This is a genomic window from Flavobacterium sp. PS2, assembly GCF_046250155.1.
Lineage (GTDB): Bacteria > Bacteroidota > Bacteroidia > Flavobacteriales > Flavobacteriaceae > Flavobacterium.
On the sequence record NZ_CP176426.1, the window covers coordinates 1204797 to 1222411 of the forward strand.

General features: G+C 33.5%; 19 protein-coding genes. 14 read left to right on the top strand and 5 right to left on the bottom strand.

Features of this window, described 5'->3' with window-relative positions; all coding sequences use genetic code 11:
• Window positions 1-6 precede the first annotated feature (6 nt).
• Window positions 7-639 (top strand): YigZ family protein, encoded by a 633-nt coding sequence (locus ACJ6WR_RS05150; protein WP_039111310.1) that lies wholly within the window; start codon window positions 7-9, stop codon window positions 637-639.
• 31 nt (window positions 640-670) lie between these two features.
• Here ACJ6WR_RS05150 and ACJ6WR_RS05155 read toward each other — a convergent pair whose 3' ends face one another.
• Window positions 671-1075 carry an acyl-CoA thioesterase gene (locus ACJ6WR_RS05155; protein ID WP_039111317.1) on the bottom strand — a complete coding sequence of 135 codons (405 nt, stop codon included), beginning with the start codon at window positions 1073-1075 and terminating at the stop codon, window positions 671-673.
• Between the two features lie 185 nt (window positions 1076-1260).
• Between ACJ6WR_RS05155 and dnaA the strand changes: the two genes are divergently transcribed.
• The 12 genes from dnaA to scpA all read left to right on the top strand — a co-directional run bounded on the left by dnaA (window position 1261) and on the right by scpA (window position 12214).
• On the top strand, window positions 1261-2688 hold the full coding sequence (dnaA, locus tag ACJ6WR_RS05160) for a chromosomal replication initiator protein DnaA (protein WP_039111581.1): 1428 nt from the start codon (window positions 1261-1263) through the stop codon (window positions 2686-2688).
• A 9-nt stretch (window positions 2689-2697) separates the two neighbouring features.
• Window positions 2698-3165 (top strand): low molecular weight protein-tyrosine-phosphatase, encoded by a 468-nt coding sequence (locus ACJ6WR_RS05165; protein ID WP_086895407.1) that lies wholly within the window; start codon window positions 2698-2700, stop codon window positions 3163-3165.
• Window positions 3166-3201: 36 nt separating this feature from the next.
• The gene (locus ACJ6WR_RS05170; RefSeq protein WP_409417246.1) at window positions 3202-3924 is read left to right on the top strand and encodes an SAM-dependent methyltransferase; all 723 of its coding nucleotides are present in this window, start codon (window positions 3202-3204) and stop codon (window positions 3922-3924) included.
• Window positions 3925-3946: 22 nt separating this feature from the next.
• Window positions 3947-4405 (top strand): energy transducer TonB, encoded by a 459-nt coding sequence (locus tag ACJ6WR_RS05175; protein WP_086895409.1) that lies wholly within the window; start codon window positions 3947-3949, stop codon window positions 4403-4405.
• A 99-nt stretch (window positions 4406-4504) separates the two neighbouring features.
• The gene (locus ACJ6WR_RS05180) at window positions 4505-5632 is read left to right on the top strand and encodes a methionine aminotransferase (RefSeq protein WP_086895410.1); all 1128 of its coding nucleotides are present in this window, start codon (window positions 4505-4507) and stop codon (window positions 5630-5632) included.
• 77 nt (window positions 5633-5709) lie between these two features.
• Window positions 5710-6591, top strand: a complete 882-nt coding sequence (locus ACJ6WR_RS05185) for an SDR family oxidoreductase (RefSeq protein ID WP_039111326.1) — start codon at window positions 5710-5712, stop codon at window positions 6589-6591.
• A 467-nt stretch (window positions 6592-7058) separates the two neighbouring features.
• Window positions 7059-7667, top strand: coding sequence for a uridine kinase (gene udk, locus ACJ6WR_RS05190; protein WP_039111328.1), 609 nt, complete (start codon window positions 7059-7061; stop codon window positions 7665-7667).
• Between the two features lie 111 nt (window positions 7668-7778).
• Entirely contained in the window at window positions 7779-8102 is a 324-nt protein-coding gene (locus ACJ6WR_RS05195) for a septum formation initiator family protein (RefSeq protein WP_039111330.1), read from the top strand.
• A 24-nt stretch (window positions 8103-8126) separates the two neighbouring features.
• The gene (locus ACJ6WR_RS05200) at window positions 8127-9497 is read left to right on the top strand and encodes a methylmalonyl-CoA mutase subunit beta (protein WP_409417247.1); all 1371 of its coding nucleotides are present in this window, start codon (window positions 8127-8129) and stop codon (window positions 9495-9497) included.
• Window positions 9498-9540: 43 nt separating this feature from the next.
• Window positions 9541-9777: a hypothetical protein gene (locus ACJ6WR_RS05205; RefSeq protein ID WP_409417248.1), complete on the top strand. Its 237-nt coding sequence runs from the start codon at window positions 9541-9543 to the stop codon at window positions 9775-9777.
• A complete protein-coding gene (locus ACJ6WR_RS05210) occupies window positions 9767-10057 on the top strand; it encodes a type II toxin-antitoxin system RelE/ParE family toxin (protein ID WP_409417249.1) in 291 nt (96 codons plus the stop codon). The genes ACJ6WR_RS05205 and ACJ6WR_RS05210 overlap by 11 nt, the downstream gene beginning before the upstream one ends.
• Window positions 10058-10072: 15 nt before the next feature.
• Entirely contained in the window at window positions 10073-12214 is a 2142-nt protein-coding gene (gene scpA / locus ACJ6WR_RS05215) for a methylmalonyl-CoA mutase (protein WP_409417250.1), read from the top strand.
• Between the two features lie 57 nt (window positions 12215-12271).
• Here scpA and ACJ6WR_RS05220 read toward each other — a convergent pair whose 3' ends face one another.
• The 4 genes from ACJ6WR_RS05220 to dapF form a co-directional block, all read right to left on the bottom strand.
• A complete protein-coding gene (locus tag ACJ6WR_RS05220; RefSeq protein ID WP_086895416.1) occupies window positions 12272-12916 on the bottom strand; it encodes a peptidoglycan-binding protein LysM in 645 nt (214 codons plus the stop codon).
• Between the two features lie 498 nt (window positions 12917-13414).
• Window positions 13415-14455: an endolytic transglycosylase MltG gene (gene mltG / locus ACJ6WR_RS05225; protein WP_039111583.1), complete on the bottom strand. Its 1041-nt coding sequence runs from the start codon at window positions 14453-14455 to the stop codon at window positions 13415-13417.
• A gap of 60 nt (window positions 14456-14515) precedes the next feature.
• Window positions 14516-15049, bottom strand: a complete 534-nt coding sequence (locus ACJ6WR_RS05230; protein ID WP_039111342.1) for a GNAT family N-acetyltransferase — start codon at window positions 15047-15049, stop codon at window positions 14516-14518.
• A 66-nt stretch (window positions 15050-15115) separates the two neighbouring features.
• A complete protein-coding gene (gene dapF / locus ACJ6WR_RS05235; RefSeq protein ID WP_409417919.1) occupies window positions 15116-15898 on the bottom strand; it encodes a diaminopimelate epimerase in 783 nt (260 codons plus the stop codon).
• A gap of 137 nt (window positions 15899-16035) precedes the next feature.
• Here dapF and ACJ6WR_RS05240 point away from each other — a divergent pair, with 137 nt between their 5' ends.
• Window positions 16036-17436, top strand: a complete 1401-nt coding sequence (locus tag ACJ6WR_RS05240) for a trypsin-like peptidase domain-containing protein (RefSeq protein WP_039111346.1) — start codon at window positions 16036-16038, stop codon at window positions 17434-17436.
• The last annotated feature ends 179 nt before the right edge of the window (window positions 17437-17615 follow it).

A 17615-nucleotide genomic window follows, 5' to 3' on the forward strand; every position in this document is an offset into this window, starting at 1 on the left:
ACAATCTTGGAAATTAAAGATACCTATCAAACGATAGCATTCCCATCGGAAGAAGTACTGTATAAAGAAAAAAGCAGCAAATTTTTTGGCTATGCTTATCCTATTACATCCGAAGAAGAAGTAAAACCTATAATCGAAGCCCTAAAAAAGCAACACCCAAGTGCTGTACATTATTGTTACGCCTATCAATTAGGCATCGAACCTACCGTAAGCTACAGAGCCAACGATGATGGAGAACCGAGCAATACAGCAGGAATGCCCATTTACGGACAAATACAATCTTTTAGCGTGACAAACGTTCTTATTGTTGTTGTACGTATATATGGAGGGATTAAATTAGGCGTAGGAGGATTAATAGCCGCTTACAGAACAACTGCACAAATGGCATTAGAAGTTTGCGAAATTGTCGAGAAAACCATTGATGTACAGTTTTTAATCTCTTTTGATTATAAAAACATGAATAAAGTAATGCGAGTTATCAAAGAAAAAAGATTGGAGATTGTCTCACAAGAAATGGAAATCGACGAAGATTCTGGACTCCCAATTGGCAAAATAACGATCCAAATTCGCAAAAAAAATGCCGAAATGATATTCGACATTTTTGATTCAATGTTTGAAATAGGAATAAAATTATGCTAAAATCATTTTCATTTATGGTAAATTTTAGCAATTATTCAATCTTTTTAAGAAGCTCCAAAATATAGCTTGGAGGGGCTGTTGGACGACCCGTTTTTAAGGACACAAAAACCAAAATAAAGACAGCAGTTGTTAATAACTCATTTGACTCGTTATAAATCTCGCAATCAAATTCTATCTTGACAGATGACTGACTTTTAAATGTTGTATGCACCGTTAACAACTCATCATATCGTGCCGATTTTTTATAATTAATATTCATGGAAACAATTGGCAAAGCGATCCCGCTTTCTTCCATGCTTTTATACGAAACCCCTTTGTTTCTAAGCCATTCCACTCGTCCAATTTCAAAATAAGGAATATAATTTCCATGATAAACGACTCCCATTTGATCCGTTTCTGAGTAACGAACACGCACTTGAGTTTGATGATTTTTCATTATTTATTTATTAAAAAAATTTAATTTTTAAACCTCGCCTTACAACAATATTTTAGATAATTACCACCCGAAATATTTTTTTTTAACGAAATTTGTTCACATATTTGTTATCTTGAAAAATGACAATTATTCAACCTCGTTTTTATAAGAGTAATATTATCAATACACATAATTTATTTGAATCTATGACTAAAACTGCACAATCGGTATGGGAAAACTGTTTGTCTTTTATAAAAGACAACATTCAAGATCAAGCGTACAAAACTTGGTTTGAGCCAATCAAATCAGTTGAGCTAACCGACAACGCATTATACATTCAAGTTCCAAGTAAATTTTTCTACGAATGGTTAGAAGAGCACTATGTAAAATTACTAAAAGTTGCTCTTACCAAGGAACTCGGAAAAAATGCAAAGTTACTCTATAAAATCAAAATGGAAAACACTTATGGCAACAAACAACCGTTTACGGAACAATTGCCAAGTGCCAATAGAGGACCTATGAAACCTCAAGATGTTGATGCTCCGTTTAAAAACTTAAATCCTGAATTAAAAAACCCATTTGTAATTCCAGGAATACGTAATTTAAAAATCGAGTCTCAATTAAACCCGAACTATAGTTTTGACAATTTCCTTGAAGGAGACTCAAATCGTTTAGCTCGTTCTGCAGGTATGGCTGTTGCCAATAAACCTGGAGGAACATCATTTAATCCGTTATTGATTTTTGGTGGAGTTGGTTTAGGAAAAACACACTTAGCTCACGCAATTGGAGTTGAAGTAAAAGACAAATACCCAGAAAAAACGGTTTTATATATTTCTGCCGAAATTTTCACACAACAATATATTGACTCGGTAAAAAAGAATAATCGTAATGATTTCATTCACTTTTACCAGTTAATCGATGTTTTAATTATTGACGACGTTCAGTTCCTATCTGGAAAATCAGGTACGCAAGACGTTTTCTTCCATATTTTTAATTATTTACATCAAAACGGAAAACAGGTAATTTTGACTTCTGACAAAGCTCCTGTTGACATGCAAGACATTGAACAACGTTTATTATCACGTTTTAAATGGGGATTATCTGCCGAGTTACATCAGCCAGATTACGAAACAAGAATTTCTATCTTAAAAAATATTTTATATCGTGACGGAGTTGAAATTCCAGAAGATATTATCGAATATGTAGCACGCAACATTAAATCGAATGTACGTGAACTAGAAGGAGCAATTATTTCGTTGATTGCACAATCTTCTTTCAACAAAAAAGAAGTAACGATTGAATTGGCTAAAAGCGTAGTCGAAAAATTCGTTAAAAATGTAAAAAGAGAAATTTCTATCGATTACATCCAAAAAATTGTATCCGATTATTTCCAACTGGATATCGAAACACTTCAATCTAAAACTAGAAAGAGGCACGTTGTTCAGGCAAGACAATTGGCTATGTTTTTTGCAAAGAAATTCACTAAAGCATCTTTAGCAAATATTGGCTCACAAATTGGTGATCGTGATCACGCAACCGTATTACACGCTTGTAAAACAGTTGACAATTTAGTCTCTACAGACAAACAATTCAAGAAATTTGTCGAAGACATCAATAAAAAATTAACGCTATAAACGCGAACCATGCCCGTAAAAATTTTAATGGTCTGCTTGGGTAACATTTGCAGATCACCATTAGCAGAAGGCATTTTAGCTTCAAAATTACCTAAAGACACTTTTTTAGTTGATTCGGCAGGAACGGGCGGTTGGTATGTTGGTCGTAACCCTGACCAACGCTCAATCGCAGTAGCACAAAAAAACGGCTTAAACATTTCAAATCAAAAAGGAAGACAATTCAAAACTTCCGATTTTGATACCTTCGATTATATCTACGTCATGGACAATTCCAACTATAATAACGTTATTGCATTGACAAAAAATCAACAGCAAAAAGATAAAGTACAACTTATTCTAAACGAATTATTTCCCGCAGAAAATGTTGATGTTCCCGATCCCTATTATGGCCTACCAAACGGCTTTAACTCAGTTTATCAAATGCTGGACGAAGCTGCCGAAGTGATTGCTAAAAAACTAATAGCCAAACATCAATAACCGAAATCTGTCTTAATAAATTAAAAAATCAAACACATGAAATCAACTTCTTTATTAGGAAAACTTTATTTGATTCCGACAACCTTAGGCGAAAGCGACCCAATGGATGTTTTACCACAAACAATAAAGAGAAGTATTGATTTTATAGACCACTATATTGTAGAAAACGAGAAAACAGCAAGAAAATCTATTAAAGCCGTTTCTCCCGAAAAAAAACAATCTGAACTTATTCTTTTCACACTAAATAAACGTACTGAAAATAGCGAGCATTTAAACTTCATAAAACCTTTATTAGAAGGAAAAAATGTGGGATTAATGAGCGAAGCAGGTTGTCCTGGTGTTGCCGATCCTGGCGCTGCAATTGTGAAATTAGCACACGAAAAAGGAATTCAGGTAGTACCACTTGTTGGACCTTCTTCTATTTTATTAGCTATGATGGCTTCTGGAATGAACGGTCAAAGTTTTACTTTTAATGGGTATTTACCAATAGACAAAGACGAAAAAAAATCGGCATTGAAACATTTTGAGAAATTATCTCAGGATAAAAACCAATCTCAAATTTTTATCGAAACCCCGTACAGAAACAATAAACTAGTCGAAGATATTTTACAAATCTTAAATCCCGCAACACATCTTTGTATTGCTACAGATATTACTTTACCAACTGAGTTTATAAAAACAATGCGCATTTCTGATTGGAAAAAAATTAAAGTAGATTTGCACAATCGACCTACGATTTTCATTATCCATAAAATGTAATCAAACCTTAAAACCATCATCTATGAAGAAGTTTCTATTACTGATTTTGATTTGCTTTGTGCAAAATACATTTTCTCAAACAATAAAAGAAGGTGATAAACTTACCATAGACGCATCACTTACTATAAGTATCGATGATACAATTCCCCCACAAGGAACTATTCCTAACGATGATTATCTAATTTATAACACCGCTGGTATAGAAGTAAAACCTGAATTTCCCGGAGGCTTAATTGGTTTTGACAGTTTTATAAAACGAAATTATAAAAACCCAACAGATAATCTAAAGGGCAAAATATACGTGACGTTTATAATAGAAAAAGATGGTTCATTAAGCGATATCAAAATTTTAAGAGATATTGGTTATGGAACCGGCGCTGAAGCTATTCGCGTTTTAAAAACATCTCCTAAATGGACTCCAGGAATACAAAACAACAAGCAAGTTAGAGTTCTTTATTCTCTTCCTATAATCGTTAACTAATAAGCTATAGATTCTCTTTTTAGAAAAATATTCGTTTCAGAAAAAGAATTTAAAATTATCATAAAAAAGCTATCTTTATAAAAGTAATTATAGATTTTTATGAGCAAACTCCCCCACATTGGCACGAGTATTTTTACAGTTATGTCTAAAATGGCAAACGAATACAATGCCATTAACCTATCGCAAGGATTCCCTAACTTTCCTGTTGACGAACGCTTAACTAGCATTGTAGCACGACTTGCAACCGAGAATGTACACCAATACACTCCAATGGCAGGTTATCCGCCGTTATTGACCAAAATTGCAAAACTTATTCTGGACTCCTATAAACGAGTAGTTGTACCAGAAACCGAAATTCTTGTAACTGCCGGAGCAACTCAAGGTATTTTTACCACCATACAAGCGTTAATTAAAGCAAACGACGAAGTAATTATTCTCGACCCAAGTTATGATTGCTACGAAGCACCAGTTTTATTATGCAATGCACATTCAGTTAGAGTTCCTTTAAACGATGATTACACGCCAAATTGGGAAATCATAGAAAAAGCTTGTTCTACCAAAACAAGAATGATAATCATTAACAATCCGCATAACCCAACAGGGAAAATTTTAGCGGAAGCAGATTTTGTACGATTAGAGAAGATTCTTGATAAATACCCAGACCTATTAGTATTATCCGACGAAGTTTATGAGTACATCACCTTTGAAGAAAAACATATCTCAGCACATACCCGTCAGCAACTTTTAGACCGTTGCATTATGATTTCATCTTTCGGGAAATCATTTCATATTACAGGATGGAAAATTGGTTACGTTGTAGCCCCAGAACATTTAATGATAGAAATCAAGAAAGTACATCAGTTTTTGGTTTTTAGTGTAAACAGTATTTCTCAAGTTGCAATAAGCGAATATCTAGATATTGTTGACGTTACTAAACTTGGCAAATTCTATCAGGAAAAAAGAGATTACTTTAAAAAATTACTAGAAAAAAGTCGATTCGAATTAAAACCATGCGAAGGAACTTATTTTCAGGTTGCATCCTATAAATCAATCTCCGACGAAGATGATGTAACTTTCTGCAAAAGACTAATAACCGAATACGGAGTTGCTGCAATACCCATTTCGACTTTCTATGCCAACGGAAAAGATTTAAAACTAATCCGTTTTTGTTTTGCAAAAGATAATGCTACACTCGAGGCAGCTGCCGAAAGATTATGCAGCATTTAGCATAAACTAAAATTAACACATTTATTATGCATGCATACTATTTAATTCTTATATTTACCTTTTAAATTTAAAAAAACATGAGTTATACAGATAAAATGTTAAGAGACGATGCTTTAAAAGGCAAAGTAATAGTGGTAACCGGCGGAGGAAGCGGACTAGGAAAAGCCATGACTAAATACTTTCTAGAGTTAGGTGCTAAAGTTGCAATAACGTCGAGAGATTTAGAAAAACTAAAAAACACAGCTACAGAACTTGAGGGCCTAACAGGAGGAACTTGTTTACCACTGCAATGTGATGTTCGTCATTACGAAGAAGTAGAAAACATGCTACAAGAAGTTTTAAAAGCTTTTGGTAAAGTAGATGTATTACTAAACAATGCTGCTGGGAATTTTATTTCGCCAACCGAAAGATTATCAGCTAATGCTTTTGACACTGTTATCGATATTGTATTAAAAGGTTCTAAAAACTGCACACTTGCTTTCGGAAAGCACTGGATTGATACCAAACAAACATCGGCTACGGTATTAAATATTGTAACTACTTATGCTTGGACAGGATCTGCTTATGTTGTACCAAGTGCTACTGCAAAAGCTGGAGTTCTAGCGATGACAAGAAGTCTTGCTGTAGAATGGGCAAAATACGGAATCCGTACTAATGCTATCGCTCCAGGTCCATTCCCTACAAAAGGCGCTTGGGACAGATTACTTCCGGGAGATCTTGCAGAGAAATTTGACATGGCTAAAAAAGTACCATTAAAACGTGTAGGTGATCACCAGGAATTAGCCAATTTAGCTGCTTATTTAGTTTCTGATTTTTCAGCCTATGTTAATGGTGAAGTAATTGTTATCGATGGTGGCGAATGGTTAAAAGGAGCTGGACAATTTAATTTATTAGAAGCAATTCCAGAAGAACTTTGGGATCAGCTTGAAATGATGATAAAAGCAAAGAAAAACAAATAATAAGTACTTACTAAAGTCAAGTATTTAAACAAATCACTGATTGCACCAAAGGCCTCGATTACTAAGTAATCGAGGTCTTTTCTTTTTTACTCCCTATATATCAAGAACGATTGAAAAACAGAATTAATCTGTGACCTAAAGTTTAACCGCAAAGGACGCAAGACTTTAATTTGCATGTATTTTAAAGCTAACCTAAATTCGTGTAATTTGTGTAATTTGTGGTCAACTTTTTATTGCAACAGTTTCTAATTCTCCTAATCTTTTTATCCCGATAGCTATCGGGAGTGGCAAAAAAACTTAATTTACGTTTAACTTTTCCCTTATTACAAGGGCAACTATTGAGTTAAAAATTGAATCAGAAAAATTTTAAAACAAGATAAAAGCTACAAGGAATTTTAGGAATTTTATCTAATGACAAATCCGTATTAATTCTTATTTTTGCGGCTTCAAATTATAACAATATTTTTATGCTCATCATTGGAATTGCAGGCGGAACAGGAAGCGGGAAAACAACCGTAGTACATCAAATCATGAATGAATTACCCCATGCCGAAGTGGGCGTGATTTCTCAGGATTCATACTACAGAGAAAATAAAAATCTATCTTTTGATGAAAGAGCCTTAATAAATTTTGATCATCCACGTGCGATTGATTTTGATTTATTAGTTACCCACTTAAAAGAACTTAAAGAAGGAAAAACTATCGATCAACCTGTTTATTCTTTTATCACACATAACAGAACCGACGATACAATTAGCACACATCCTAGAAAAGTAATGATTGTAGAAGGGATTTTAATCCTGACAAATCCAGAACTAAGAGATCTTTTTGATATTAAAGTATACGTTCACGCCGATTCTGATGAAAGACTTATCAGACGTTTAAAGCGTGATATCGCCGAACGTGGTCGTGACTTAGACGAGGTTTTAACACGGTACCAAAACACTTTAAAACCTATGCATGAGCAGTTTATCGAACCAACAAAGGCTTTTGCTGATATTATCATACCAAACGATAAATACAATACCGTAGCAATAGATGTAGTTCGTGCAGTAATTAATCAACGTATTCTATAATTTTATTGTAAATTTATTGCATTAAAAATTAGGAGCTATTCCCGCTTTCACCTTTATCTTTGTTCGTTCCTCTCAAAGGATATCGGCTTTATCGGGGCTAAAAAATAAAAAATGACAAATCCATATAAAGATAAATCCTGGTTTAAATTCCTGAGCAACAAGTATGTTTGGGTATTGTTGTTTTTTATAATCTGGATGGTTTTTCTAGATAATTACTCCTATTTTGATCATCGTTTTCTAGATAACCAAATAAATGAGTTAAAAGACAACAAAACCTATTATCAAGAAGAGATAAAAAAAGACCAGGAACAAATAAAAGAACTTAAAAACCCAGAGCAAATTGAGAAATATGCACGGGAAAAGTATTTTATGAAAAAAGATAGTGAAGACATTTACATCATCGAGTTTGAAGGTGACACTATCGAAAAAAAATAAATTCAGAATCATAAAAAGATAAAAATGGCTACTCCCCTTTTCGATAATTTTAGTCCAGTATCATCCAAACAATGGAAACAAAAAATTCAATTTGAATTGGATGGTGCCGATTATAACGAAACCCTGATTTGGAATTCGCCAGAAGACATTCAGGTAAAACCATTTTATCATAGTGATGAAAACATCAAGCCCGTTGAAGTAACAACCAAAGCAACTGATTTTAAAATATGTCAGAACATTTTTGTTCATGACGTTTCAAAATCAGTTGAAAGGGCTTTAGATTCCCTAAAAAGAGGTGCTGAAAGTTTGTATTTTACAATCGAAAATGACACCGTTGCCGTTGATAAATTATTCGAAAAATTACCTTTAGAAAACAGAAATGTTTACTTTAATTTGAATTTTATTTCAATCGATTTCGTAAAAAAACTAAACGCAATTTCAATACAGAAAAAAGCGAATTTTTACTATAATATTGATCCCCTTGGGCAATTGGCAAAAGAAGGCAATTGGTTTTCCTTTACAACCAAAGAAAAAAACAATTTCGAAACCCTTGAAATACTTTCAAAGGAAATTCCAAATGCATCCTTAATAAGTATTAATGCAAGTTTATATCAAAATGCTGGCGCCAATATGGTACAGCAAATTGCATATACAGTAGCACACGCAAACGAATATTTTAATCGAATTCCCTCAATAAACGGAACCATCGTATTACAAGTATCAGTAGGAACCAATTACTTTTTTGAAATTGCTAAACTTCGTGCCTTACGATTGCTTTTTAATTTAATAGCACCCGAATACAATCCAAACCTAAAATGTCATTTACTTGTTACGCCTACAAAGCGAAATAAAACCTTGTATGATTACAATGTAAACATGCTACGTACCACAACCGAATGTATGTCGGCAATAATTGGTGGTGCAGATGCCATTGCTAATTTACCATACGATGCTTTATACCACAAAGACAATGAATTTGGGGACAGAATTGCACGCAATCAATTATTGATTCTTAAAAACGAAAGCTATTTTGACAAAGTCAATAATCCAGCCGACGGAAGTTATTATATCGAAAGTCTGACCAACCAACTTGCTGAGAAATCATTGACCTTATTTAAAGATATCGAAGCCAACGGAGGTTTCTTAAAACTATTAAACGAAGGAATTATCAAAAGAAAAATTCAGGAAAGCGCCGATAAGGAACAAGAATTATTTGATACAAAGAAAGAAGTTTTACTCGGAACTAATAAGTACCCGAACAAAGACGACAAAATGAAGCATGATTTAGAACTCTTTCCTTTTGTAAAAATAAAACCAAGAAAAACATTAATTACACCAATAATAGAAAAACGGTTGGCCGAAAAACTGGAGCAAGAACGATTAGAACTTGAATAAAACTGATTTAAAATAGCTATATTTGAATCTAACACAACTAATTATGGAAGCAATTCGACAAATAATATCGGTTAAAAATCATTCTATAACAGTTATTTTACCCGATGATTTTATAGCAGATGAAGTAGAAGTAATTATTTTACCTATACAAAATGACAATTATAAAATCCCCCAATGGCAAATTGATCAAGTTAGAGAAAGAACAGAAAATTATTTAAAAAATCCAACGAATGTTACTGACATAGATGATTTTTTAAAAGAAATTGAAGATGATCTATAAAATAGTAATTATTGACGAAGCGAAAATAGATTATAAAGAATCTTTGCTTTGGTATAAAAACATACATCCAAAATTAGCTATTAGATTTAATGATTCCTTTAAAAAAAGTATAGCAATTATTAAAAAAGACCCATTACTATTTCAAATTAGATATGACAATATCAGAATATTATTTTTAAAAACTTTTCCATATGCCATACATTATTCAATTTACGAAAATTGTATCGTTATAAAATCCATTTTTCACACATCCAGAGATAGTGAATTAAACTTCTTTTAAATACCTTTTTTACAATTGAGAAAAGACCTTAAACATATTAAATTAAAAGTTGAAAGCGAACAGGTAGATAGTGTTAATCCTCAAGATAAACAACTAACAACTGATTACTTTGAAACAGCCGAAGGAATTGACCTAAAAGCAACCTATACAAAACAAGATATTGAGAATATAGAACATCTTGATTTTGGAGCAGGATTTGCTCCAAATTTAAGAGGTCCTTATGCAACTATGCATGTAAGACGCCCTTGGACAATCAGGCAATATGCAGGATTTTCGACTGCCGAAGAAAGCAATGCTTTTTACAGACGTAATCTAGCTGCAGGGCAAAAGGGTTTATCAATTGCATTTGATTTACCTACGCATCGCGGATACGACTCTGATCACGAGCGTGTTGTTGGTGATGTCGGGAAAGCTGGAGTTGCTATTGACACAGTCGAAGACATGAAGGTTTTATTTGATCAAATCCCGCTTGAAGAGATGTCGGTTTCTATGACAATGAATGGTGCGGTTTTACCAATTATGGCTTTTTATATCGTTGCTGCCGAAGAACAAGGTGTTCCTCCTGTAAAACTTTCCGGAACTATACAAAATGATATCCTGAAAGAGTTCATGGTGCGTAACACTTATATTTATCCGCCAACTCCTTCGATGAAGATTATTGCTGATATTTTTGAATTTACAAGCAAAAAAATGCCGAAATTCAATTCTATCTCCATTTCTGGATATCATATGCAAGAAGCAGGTGCTACAGCCGATATAGAATTGGCTTATACTCTAGCCGATGGATTAGAATATATACGAACAGGATTGGCAACGGGAATGCCTATAGATGAGTTTGCTCCACGATTGTCTTTTTTCTGGGCAATAGGAATGAATCACTTTATGGAAATTGCCAAAATGCGTGCAGGAAGAATGATTTGGGCAAAACTGGTTCAACAATTTAATCCTAAAAGCGATAAATCTCTGGCTTTGAGAACGCATTGTCAGACAAGTGGCTGGAGTTTAACCGAGCAAGATCCATTTAATAATGTGGCTCGTACTTGTATTGAGGCTACAGCAGCTGCTTTTGGCGGAACACAATCGTTACATACAAATGCTCTGGATGAAGCCATTGCATTGCCAACAGATTTTTCGGCAAGAATTGCTCGTAATACTCAAATCTTCTTGCAGGAAGAAACCAAAATAACCAAAACCGTTGACCCTTGGGCTGGTAGTTATTATGTAGAGAGCTTAACAAATGAAATTGTTGCCAATGCTTGGAAACTTATTGAAGAAGTTGAAGAACTAGGCGGAATGACTAAAGCTATTGAAGCTGGAATTCCTAAATTACGAATAGAAGAAGCTGCTGCAAGAAAACAAGCCCGAATAGACAGCGGACAAGATATTATTGTGGGTGTTAATAAATACCGACTAGAAAAAGAAGATCCTTTACAGATTCTTGATGTTGATAACCAAATGGTGCGTAAACAACAAGTTGCTCAACTAGAACATATAAAAGCAACCAGAGATTCTGAAAAAGTAAAAGCAATACTCGAAAAATTAATTCATTGTGCTAAAACCGGCGACGGTAATTTACTGGAAATAGCTATTGATGCAGCTAGAAATCGTGCTACTCTAGGCGAAATAAGCGATGCTTTAGAAACTGTTTTCGGAAGATACAAAGCGCAAATTAAATCCTTTAGTGGCGTGTACAGTGCAGCGATAAAAGACGACAAGAGCTTTGAGAAAGCAAAACAATTGGCCGATACCTTTGCCAAACAGGAAGGTCGTCGCCCAAGAATTATGATTGCCAAAATGGGGCAAGACGGTCATGACAGGGGTGCAAAAGTAGTTGCCACTGGTTATGCCGATGTGGGCTTTGATGTAGATATAGGTCCTCTTTTCCAGACTCCGGCAGAAGCTGCCAAACAAGCTGTAGAAAATGACGTTCATATTCTAGGTGTTTCCTCACTTGCTGCGGGACATAAAACACTTGTACCTCAAGTTATAGAAGAACTAAAAAAACATGGTCGTGAAGATATCATGGTTATTGTGGGTGGTGTAATACCTGCTCAAGATTATCAGTATTTATTTGATGCTGGTGCTGTAGCCGTTTTTGGACCTGGAACAAAAATTAGTGAAGCCGCAATTACAATTCTGGAAATCCTAATTGACTAAAAAGTAAAAAACCTGCAATCTCTTGCAGGTTTTTTTATATTCTTAATTCGTAATGAATTATATCGAGTGAACTGTGGCATCATTATCTGCTTCGATTGAAGAGACATTGTAACCTCCAAAAGCCTTCATGTAACTTCTAATAGACGTTCCATAAGCATCTCTGAAATATTTTTGTCCATTATTCTTAAAAAAGTTTTTAACAGACCCAGCACCTCCTAAATGAGCCGCTGCTAATATTCCTGATTCGGTAATATAAATTCCGCTGATAAGCTTTCCTTCATACTTCTCGATTTCCTTCCTTAAAATCCATTTATTTTTAGACAACAAAGCAATAAATGCTTTTTCTTGTAACGCAGGGTTTCTTAGGAACGCTTCATCATTTCGTACTCCAATTGCTCTTAAAGCCTGGGTTCCGAATTGATATTTTCCCATGTAACCAAGTGTATTAACTTTTCTGTATTTGCCTTGAGATTCTCTTAAAGCGATTGCTTCTTTGAAACCAATTAGGTGGTTTCCGGTGAAAGGAATACTGTCTGAAACAGGATAATCTTTCTTTTCTTTAGATGGAAGTAAGTAGTCGGTTCCATCTGTTTTTTCTGTAAGAAACCAAGGAGTGGTGTCTAAATTAAAGGACTTAAAACCTGAGCTTAAAAACCCAATAATAACGGTTAATGTTGTGTAAAAATACCATTTCTTTATCATAGATTGTTTTTCTTTTGAACGCTGTCCCATTCAAAAATTTCTGCCCACAAAGATACAACAAAATTTACAAAGCTATAAATCAACCAGTTAAACTTTTCAAAAAACCCAAAATACGCCCCGTAACCGCCTAGTTAGGAGTGCGTTCCAAAAATCAATTTTATCTCTCAATAACGTGGAATCCCAATGAAAACGTTTTCAAAAAAACTGCTTTTTCGTCAATTTTTGTAAGAAAAACGTCGAGACGGGATAAGACTACCAATCTATTTTAAAATTCTAAATCGTCAAATTAGGGTCGTTTTTTTTGATATTTTCAATAAAAACAATTCTCTCTTTTGTCGAAAAATAAATTCAATTATTTGAACAATTTCAACTATCAATAATTAAACAAATCATACTTCTCAAAAATCTATTTATAAAATCAATATTTATAAAAAAAAAGATGCCGAAGTCAATAATTAACTTCGGCATCTTTTTATAGATTATATTTTACTTTCGGGACTATCTTACCACTCCTTGACTATTAATCCAGTCTGAGTATTTTTTTGCATTTACATTATGCTGTGCTAATGTCGATGCAAACTCATGATATCCAAAACGATCTATACTTGCACAGAAATAGATGTAATCATTTTTCTCAGGCTTTAAAACCGCTTCTAATGCTGTAATATCTGGCATTGCAATTGGTCCTGGAGGAAGTCCCGTATTCATATAGGTATTATATGGAGACGACATTGTTAAGTCTTTATAAAAAACTCTTTTTATTACTTGCTCAAAGTCATTTGATTTCTTTTTGATTGCGTAAATAACCGTTGGATCAGCTTGTAATGGCATTTCCAGACGCAATCTGTTTAAATAAACTCCTGCAATTCTAGGTCGCTCATCTTTTTTTACAGATTCTTTATGTACGATTGAAGCCAAAATTGTAGCTTCTACTGGAGTTAATCCTTGTGCAGCAGCTTGATCTATTCTCTCTTTAGTCCAGAAATTATGATATTCTTTAATCATTTTATCACGAAACTTAAGAGCCGAAGTATTCCAATACACTTCATACGTATTCGGGATAAACATTGCAAACACATTATCTTCGTTAAAACCATTTTCTTTCATGAAAATAGAATCTTTAAATACTTTTAGCAATGATGTGCTATCAGCTTCTATTTGAGAAGCAACACGTCCTGCAAAATCCTCTAGACGTTCTTGATTGTTAAAAGCTAATTTTACCGGAACATTAGATCGCATTGCTCTAACCAAATCCATATTATTCATATCCTTGGTTAATAAAAAGCGTCCTGGTTTTACATTATCAGGATAACCTCTTTTACTAGCAACCATCTCAAAGTTCTTTAAATCTTTTACAAAGGGTTCTAATATCTTTTTTACATCTTCATAATTAGATCCCGTAGGTACATAAACGTAAACTTCTTTCTCAGAAAATTTAGTATTAGCACTAAAAATTTGGCTTATCAAAATAAACCCATAAACCATCAAAACCGAAATTACTATTACGGCACTTATTGTTATAATTTTCTTTATATTCATATGTGGTTGCATTACTTGCTAGTATTTTTTTTTAATTATAACAATTTAAAAACTAAACTTTTAAAACTCCTTATTAATTAATTGAAAAAGGGCTTCGTCCTGATAAACTCCATTAACTAAAAGCCAATCTTTTTTTGTTCCAATTTTTTCAAAGCCAAATTTAGTAAAAAGTGCATTACTTGCTTCGTTTTTAACACCAATATTTGCATATAATTGATGTAAATTAAGATGATAAAAAGAATATTTAATTAATAATGTTAAAGCTTCAGAACCAATATTTTGATTCCTTCTTTCATTATCCTGAATTACAATCCCAATACCTGCCCTATTATTTTTAGGGTCAAAATCGAATAAATCAACTAGGCCAATGGCAGGAAAATCCTGATCTTGACAAATAGCAAGTCGTAATTGTTTGGCTTCATAAATGTCCTGATGGGCATTTTCCAGATATTGTTTTATTAAGAATCGGCTGTAAGGTGTTTGAGTATTGCTTACTTCCCAAATACTAAGGTCATTTTCGACTGCATAAATAAACTCCAGATCATTGGGTTCTAATGCTCGTATATATATAGTATCGCCTTTTAATGTGATCATTTTTAATTTTAGAATTTAGCCCCGATCCCAAAACGTCGGGATAGGATAGATTTCAGACCGAAAACATTAAATCTCGATTGTTCCTTTAAATACAAATTCTGCTGGTCCTTTTAAGAACACATTTGTAAAGTGCTCCCCTACTTTATCAAAAGAAACAACTAGTTTACCTCCTTCAACATTTAAGTTGATATCTGTTTCATTAGTTTCTCCTATTGCATTCATAGCTATTGCAACCGCTGTAGCGCCTGTTCCGCAAGCAAGAGTTTCATCTTCTACACCTCTTTCATAAGTGCGTAGTGAAAATGTTTTATCATCTACTTTTTTTACAAAGTTGATATTACTCCCTGGTTTTCCATACAATTCTCCGTAACGTATAGCTGCTCCGTTTTCTTTTACATTATAATGTTCTAAATCATCTACTATTTGTACATGATGTGGAGATCCTGTATTTAAGAACGTATAATTATCATATTTATTTATAGCATCAACATCTATCATTTGTAAAGAAACAATAGAGTCTGGTGCGATTGTAGCATGATGCAAACCATCTGTAGCTATAAAGGTTGTTTCATTTTCTATTACATCTAGTTTTTTAGCAAATGCCACCAAACATCTACCACCGTTTCCGCACATCGAACTTTGGTTTCCGTCGGCATTATAGTAAACCATTCTAAAATCGGTTTCAGAATCATTTTCTAACAAAATCAGTCCATCAGCACCAATTCCGAATCGCCTGTCGCACAAACGTTCAATTAATTTCGTATCTTTCTTTGGAAAAAAACCAGAACGATTATCAATCATTACAAAATCATTTCCTGTACCCTGATATTTATAAAATTCTACTTGCATTGTTATTGAATTGAGAAATACAAAAGTACGAACTATTAATGAAATGTTAATCATTGTTAAAGAGCGTTAAACCACTTTACTTCAGTTTTTTTTTGATATAATTTTATACATAGATAACTTAAACACTAATCAAAACTATGAAACGATTTTCAACCTTATTTTTAGTATCCTTATTAAGCGGTGCTACTACGCTTGGTGCATACAAGTTATTATTTGATAATAACGGTTCTCTTTTTGGCGAAAAGAAATCGATAGTAACTCTTGCTCCAAATTCATACTCTAAAACAGTAGGATTAGGTCCCGAAACTGTTGATTTTACAGCTGCAGCAGATAAAACCATTCATACAGTAGTGCACGTAAAAAATGTATCTCGCAGAACTGTTACTAACCCTATGTTAGAATATTTTTATGGTTATGGAGGCCAGCAAACACAAGAACAAGTTGGTACTGGTTCGGGTGTAATTATTTCTGCTGACGGATATATCGTAACTAATAATCACGTGATAAAAAACGCCACTGAAATTGAAATTACTTTAAACAATAAAAAATCTTATACGGCAAAACTCATTGGAACTGATTCTAAAATGGATATTGCTTTATTAAAAATCGATGCCGACGAAAAATTACCTTATACTCCTTTTGCAGATTCTGATGCTGTAAAAGTCGGTGAATGGGTTTTGGCAGTTGGAAATCCGTATAATCTAACTTCTACAGTAACTGCGGGGATTGTTTCGGCGAAAGCCAGAAACTTAGATACAAACGGAATTCAATCGTTTATCCAGACAGATGCTGCGGTAAACCCTGGTAATAGTGGTGGTGCATTGGTAAACACCAGAGGAGATTTAATTGGTATTAATACCATGATATCCTCTACAACCGGTTCTTATGTTGGATACTCATTTGCAGTTCCGTCTAATATTGCCAGAAAAATAATAGAAGATATTATGGAGTTTGGTAATGTACAAAGAGCTATTTTAGGTGTAGAAGGGGGAGAACTTAACAATGCCGCTTCTAAAGAGCTGGGTATTTCTCAAACTCAAGGTTTTTACATCAATAAAGTAACTCAAAAATCAGGTGCTGAAAAATCTGGTCTTCAAAAAGGTGATATCATTGTAAAATTAGATAATCGAGATATAGCTACTTATGCTGATTTTTCTGGATATATTAATACCAAAAGACCTAATGATGTAGTTCAGGTAACTTATATACGTGACGGAAAAAATAAAGTAGTTCCTGTTACTTTAAGTAAAAATGAATTTTTTAGTACTGAATATAAAGGAATCGAATTAGAAAATATCGATGCAACCGATAAAAAGAGATTCGGTATAAACTATGGTGTAAAAATTAAAGCACTTACAAACGAAAATCTTAAACAGTATAATAATGAATTACAAGGCAACATTATTTTAAGTATTGACAATATAAAAGCAACAGATATTGAAACGGTTTCGAAACTTTTAAATCAAAAAGACGAAAACCAAAGTATACGAATTGAAATGATTAATAGAAACGGAGAAGTTATTCGAGTTATCATCTAAATCATTTTATTTCCCAAATTCAAAGCCATCCTGCAAAAATTAGGATGGCTTTTTTATTTCCTTCTGATATAGAATTTATTTTTTTGTTTTAGGAGAAGCCAATTTTCATTTTATTGATAAAAATTTATTTTCACACGTTTCCAAAATAAATCATAAAATAGTTTACGAAATCGATTGAA

Excerpts from the sequence above, each read along its gene's own strand:
- ACJ6WR_RS05155 (WP_039111317.1), bottom strand. The coding sequence starts at position 1,075 with ATGAAAAATCATCAAACTCAAGTGCGTGTTCGTTACTCAGAAACGGAT.
- dnaA (WP_039111581.1), top strand. The coding sequence starts at position 1,261 with ATGACTAAAACTGCACAATCGGTATGGGAAAACTGTTTGTCTTTTATA.
- ACJ6WR_RS05165 (WP_086895407.1), top strand. The coding sequence starts at position 2,698 with ATGCCCGTAAAAATTTTAATGGTCTGCTTGGGTAACATTTGCAGATCA.
- ACJ6WR_RS05170 (WP_409417246.1), top strand. The coding sequence starts at position 3,202 with ATGAAATCAACTTCTTTATTAGGAAAACTTTATTTGATTCCGACAACC.
- ACJ6WR_RS05175 (WP_086895409.1), top strand. The coding sequence starts at position 3,947 with ATGAAGAAGTTTCTATTACTGATTTTGATTTGCTTTGTGCAAAATACA.
- ACJ6WR_RS05180 (WP_086895410.1), top strand. The coding sequence starts at position 4,505 with ATGAGCAAACTCCCCCACATTGGCACGAGTATTTTTACAGTTATGTCT.
- ACJ6WR_RS05185 (WP_039111326.1), top strand. The coding sequence starts at position 5,710 with ATGAGTTATACAGATAAAATGTTAAGAGACGATGCTTTAAAAGGCAAA.
- udk (WP_039111328.1), top strand. The coding sequence starts at position 7,059 with ATGCTCATCATTGGAATTGCAGGCGGAACAGGAAGCGGGAAAACAACC.
- ACJ6WR_RS05195 (WP_039111330.1), top strand. The coding sequence starts at position 7,779 with ATGACAAATCCATATAAAGATAAATCCTGGTTTAAATTCCTGAGCAAC.
- ACJ6WR_RS05200 (WP_409417247.1), top strand. The coding sequence starts at position 8,127 with ATGGCTACTCCCCTTTTCGATAATTTTAGTCCAGTATCATCCAAACAA.
- ACJ6WR_RS05205 (WP_409417248.1), top strand. The coding sequence starts at position 9,541 with ATGGAAGCAATTCGACAAATAATATCGGTTAAAAATCATTCTATAACA.
- ACJ6WR_RS05210 (WP_409417249.1), top strand. The coding sequence starts at position 9,767 with ATGATCTATAAAATAGTAATTATTGACGAAGCGAAAATAGATTATAAA.
- ACJ6WR_RS05220 (WP_086895416.1), bottom strand. The coding sequence starts at position 12,916 with ATGATAAAGAAATGGTATTTTTACACAACATTAACCGTTATTATTGGG.
- mltG (WP_039111583.1), bottom strand. The coding sequence starts at position 14,455 with ATGAATATAAAGAAAATTATAACAATAAGTGCCGTAATAGTAATTTCG.
- ACJ6WR_RS05230 (WP_039111342.1), bottom strand. The coding sequence starts at position 15,049 with ATGATCACATTAAAAGGCGATACTATATATATACGAGCATTAGAACCC.
- dapF (WP_409417919.1), bottom strand. The coding sequence starts at position 15,898 with ATGCAAGTAGAATTTTATAAATATCAGGGTACAGGAAATGATTTTGTA.
- ACJ6WR_RS05240 (WP_039111346.1), top strand. The coding sequence starts at position 16,036 with ATGAAACGATTTTCAACCTTATTTTTAGTATCCTTATTAAGCGGTGCT.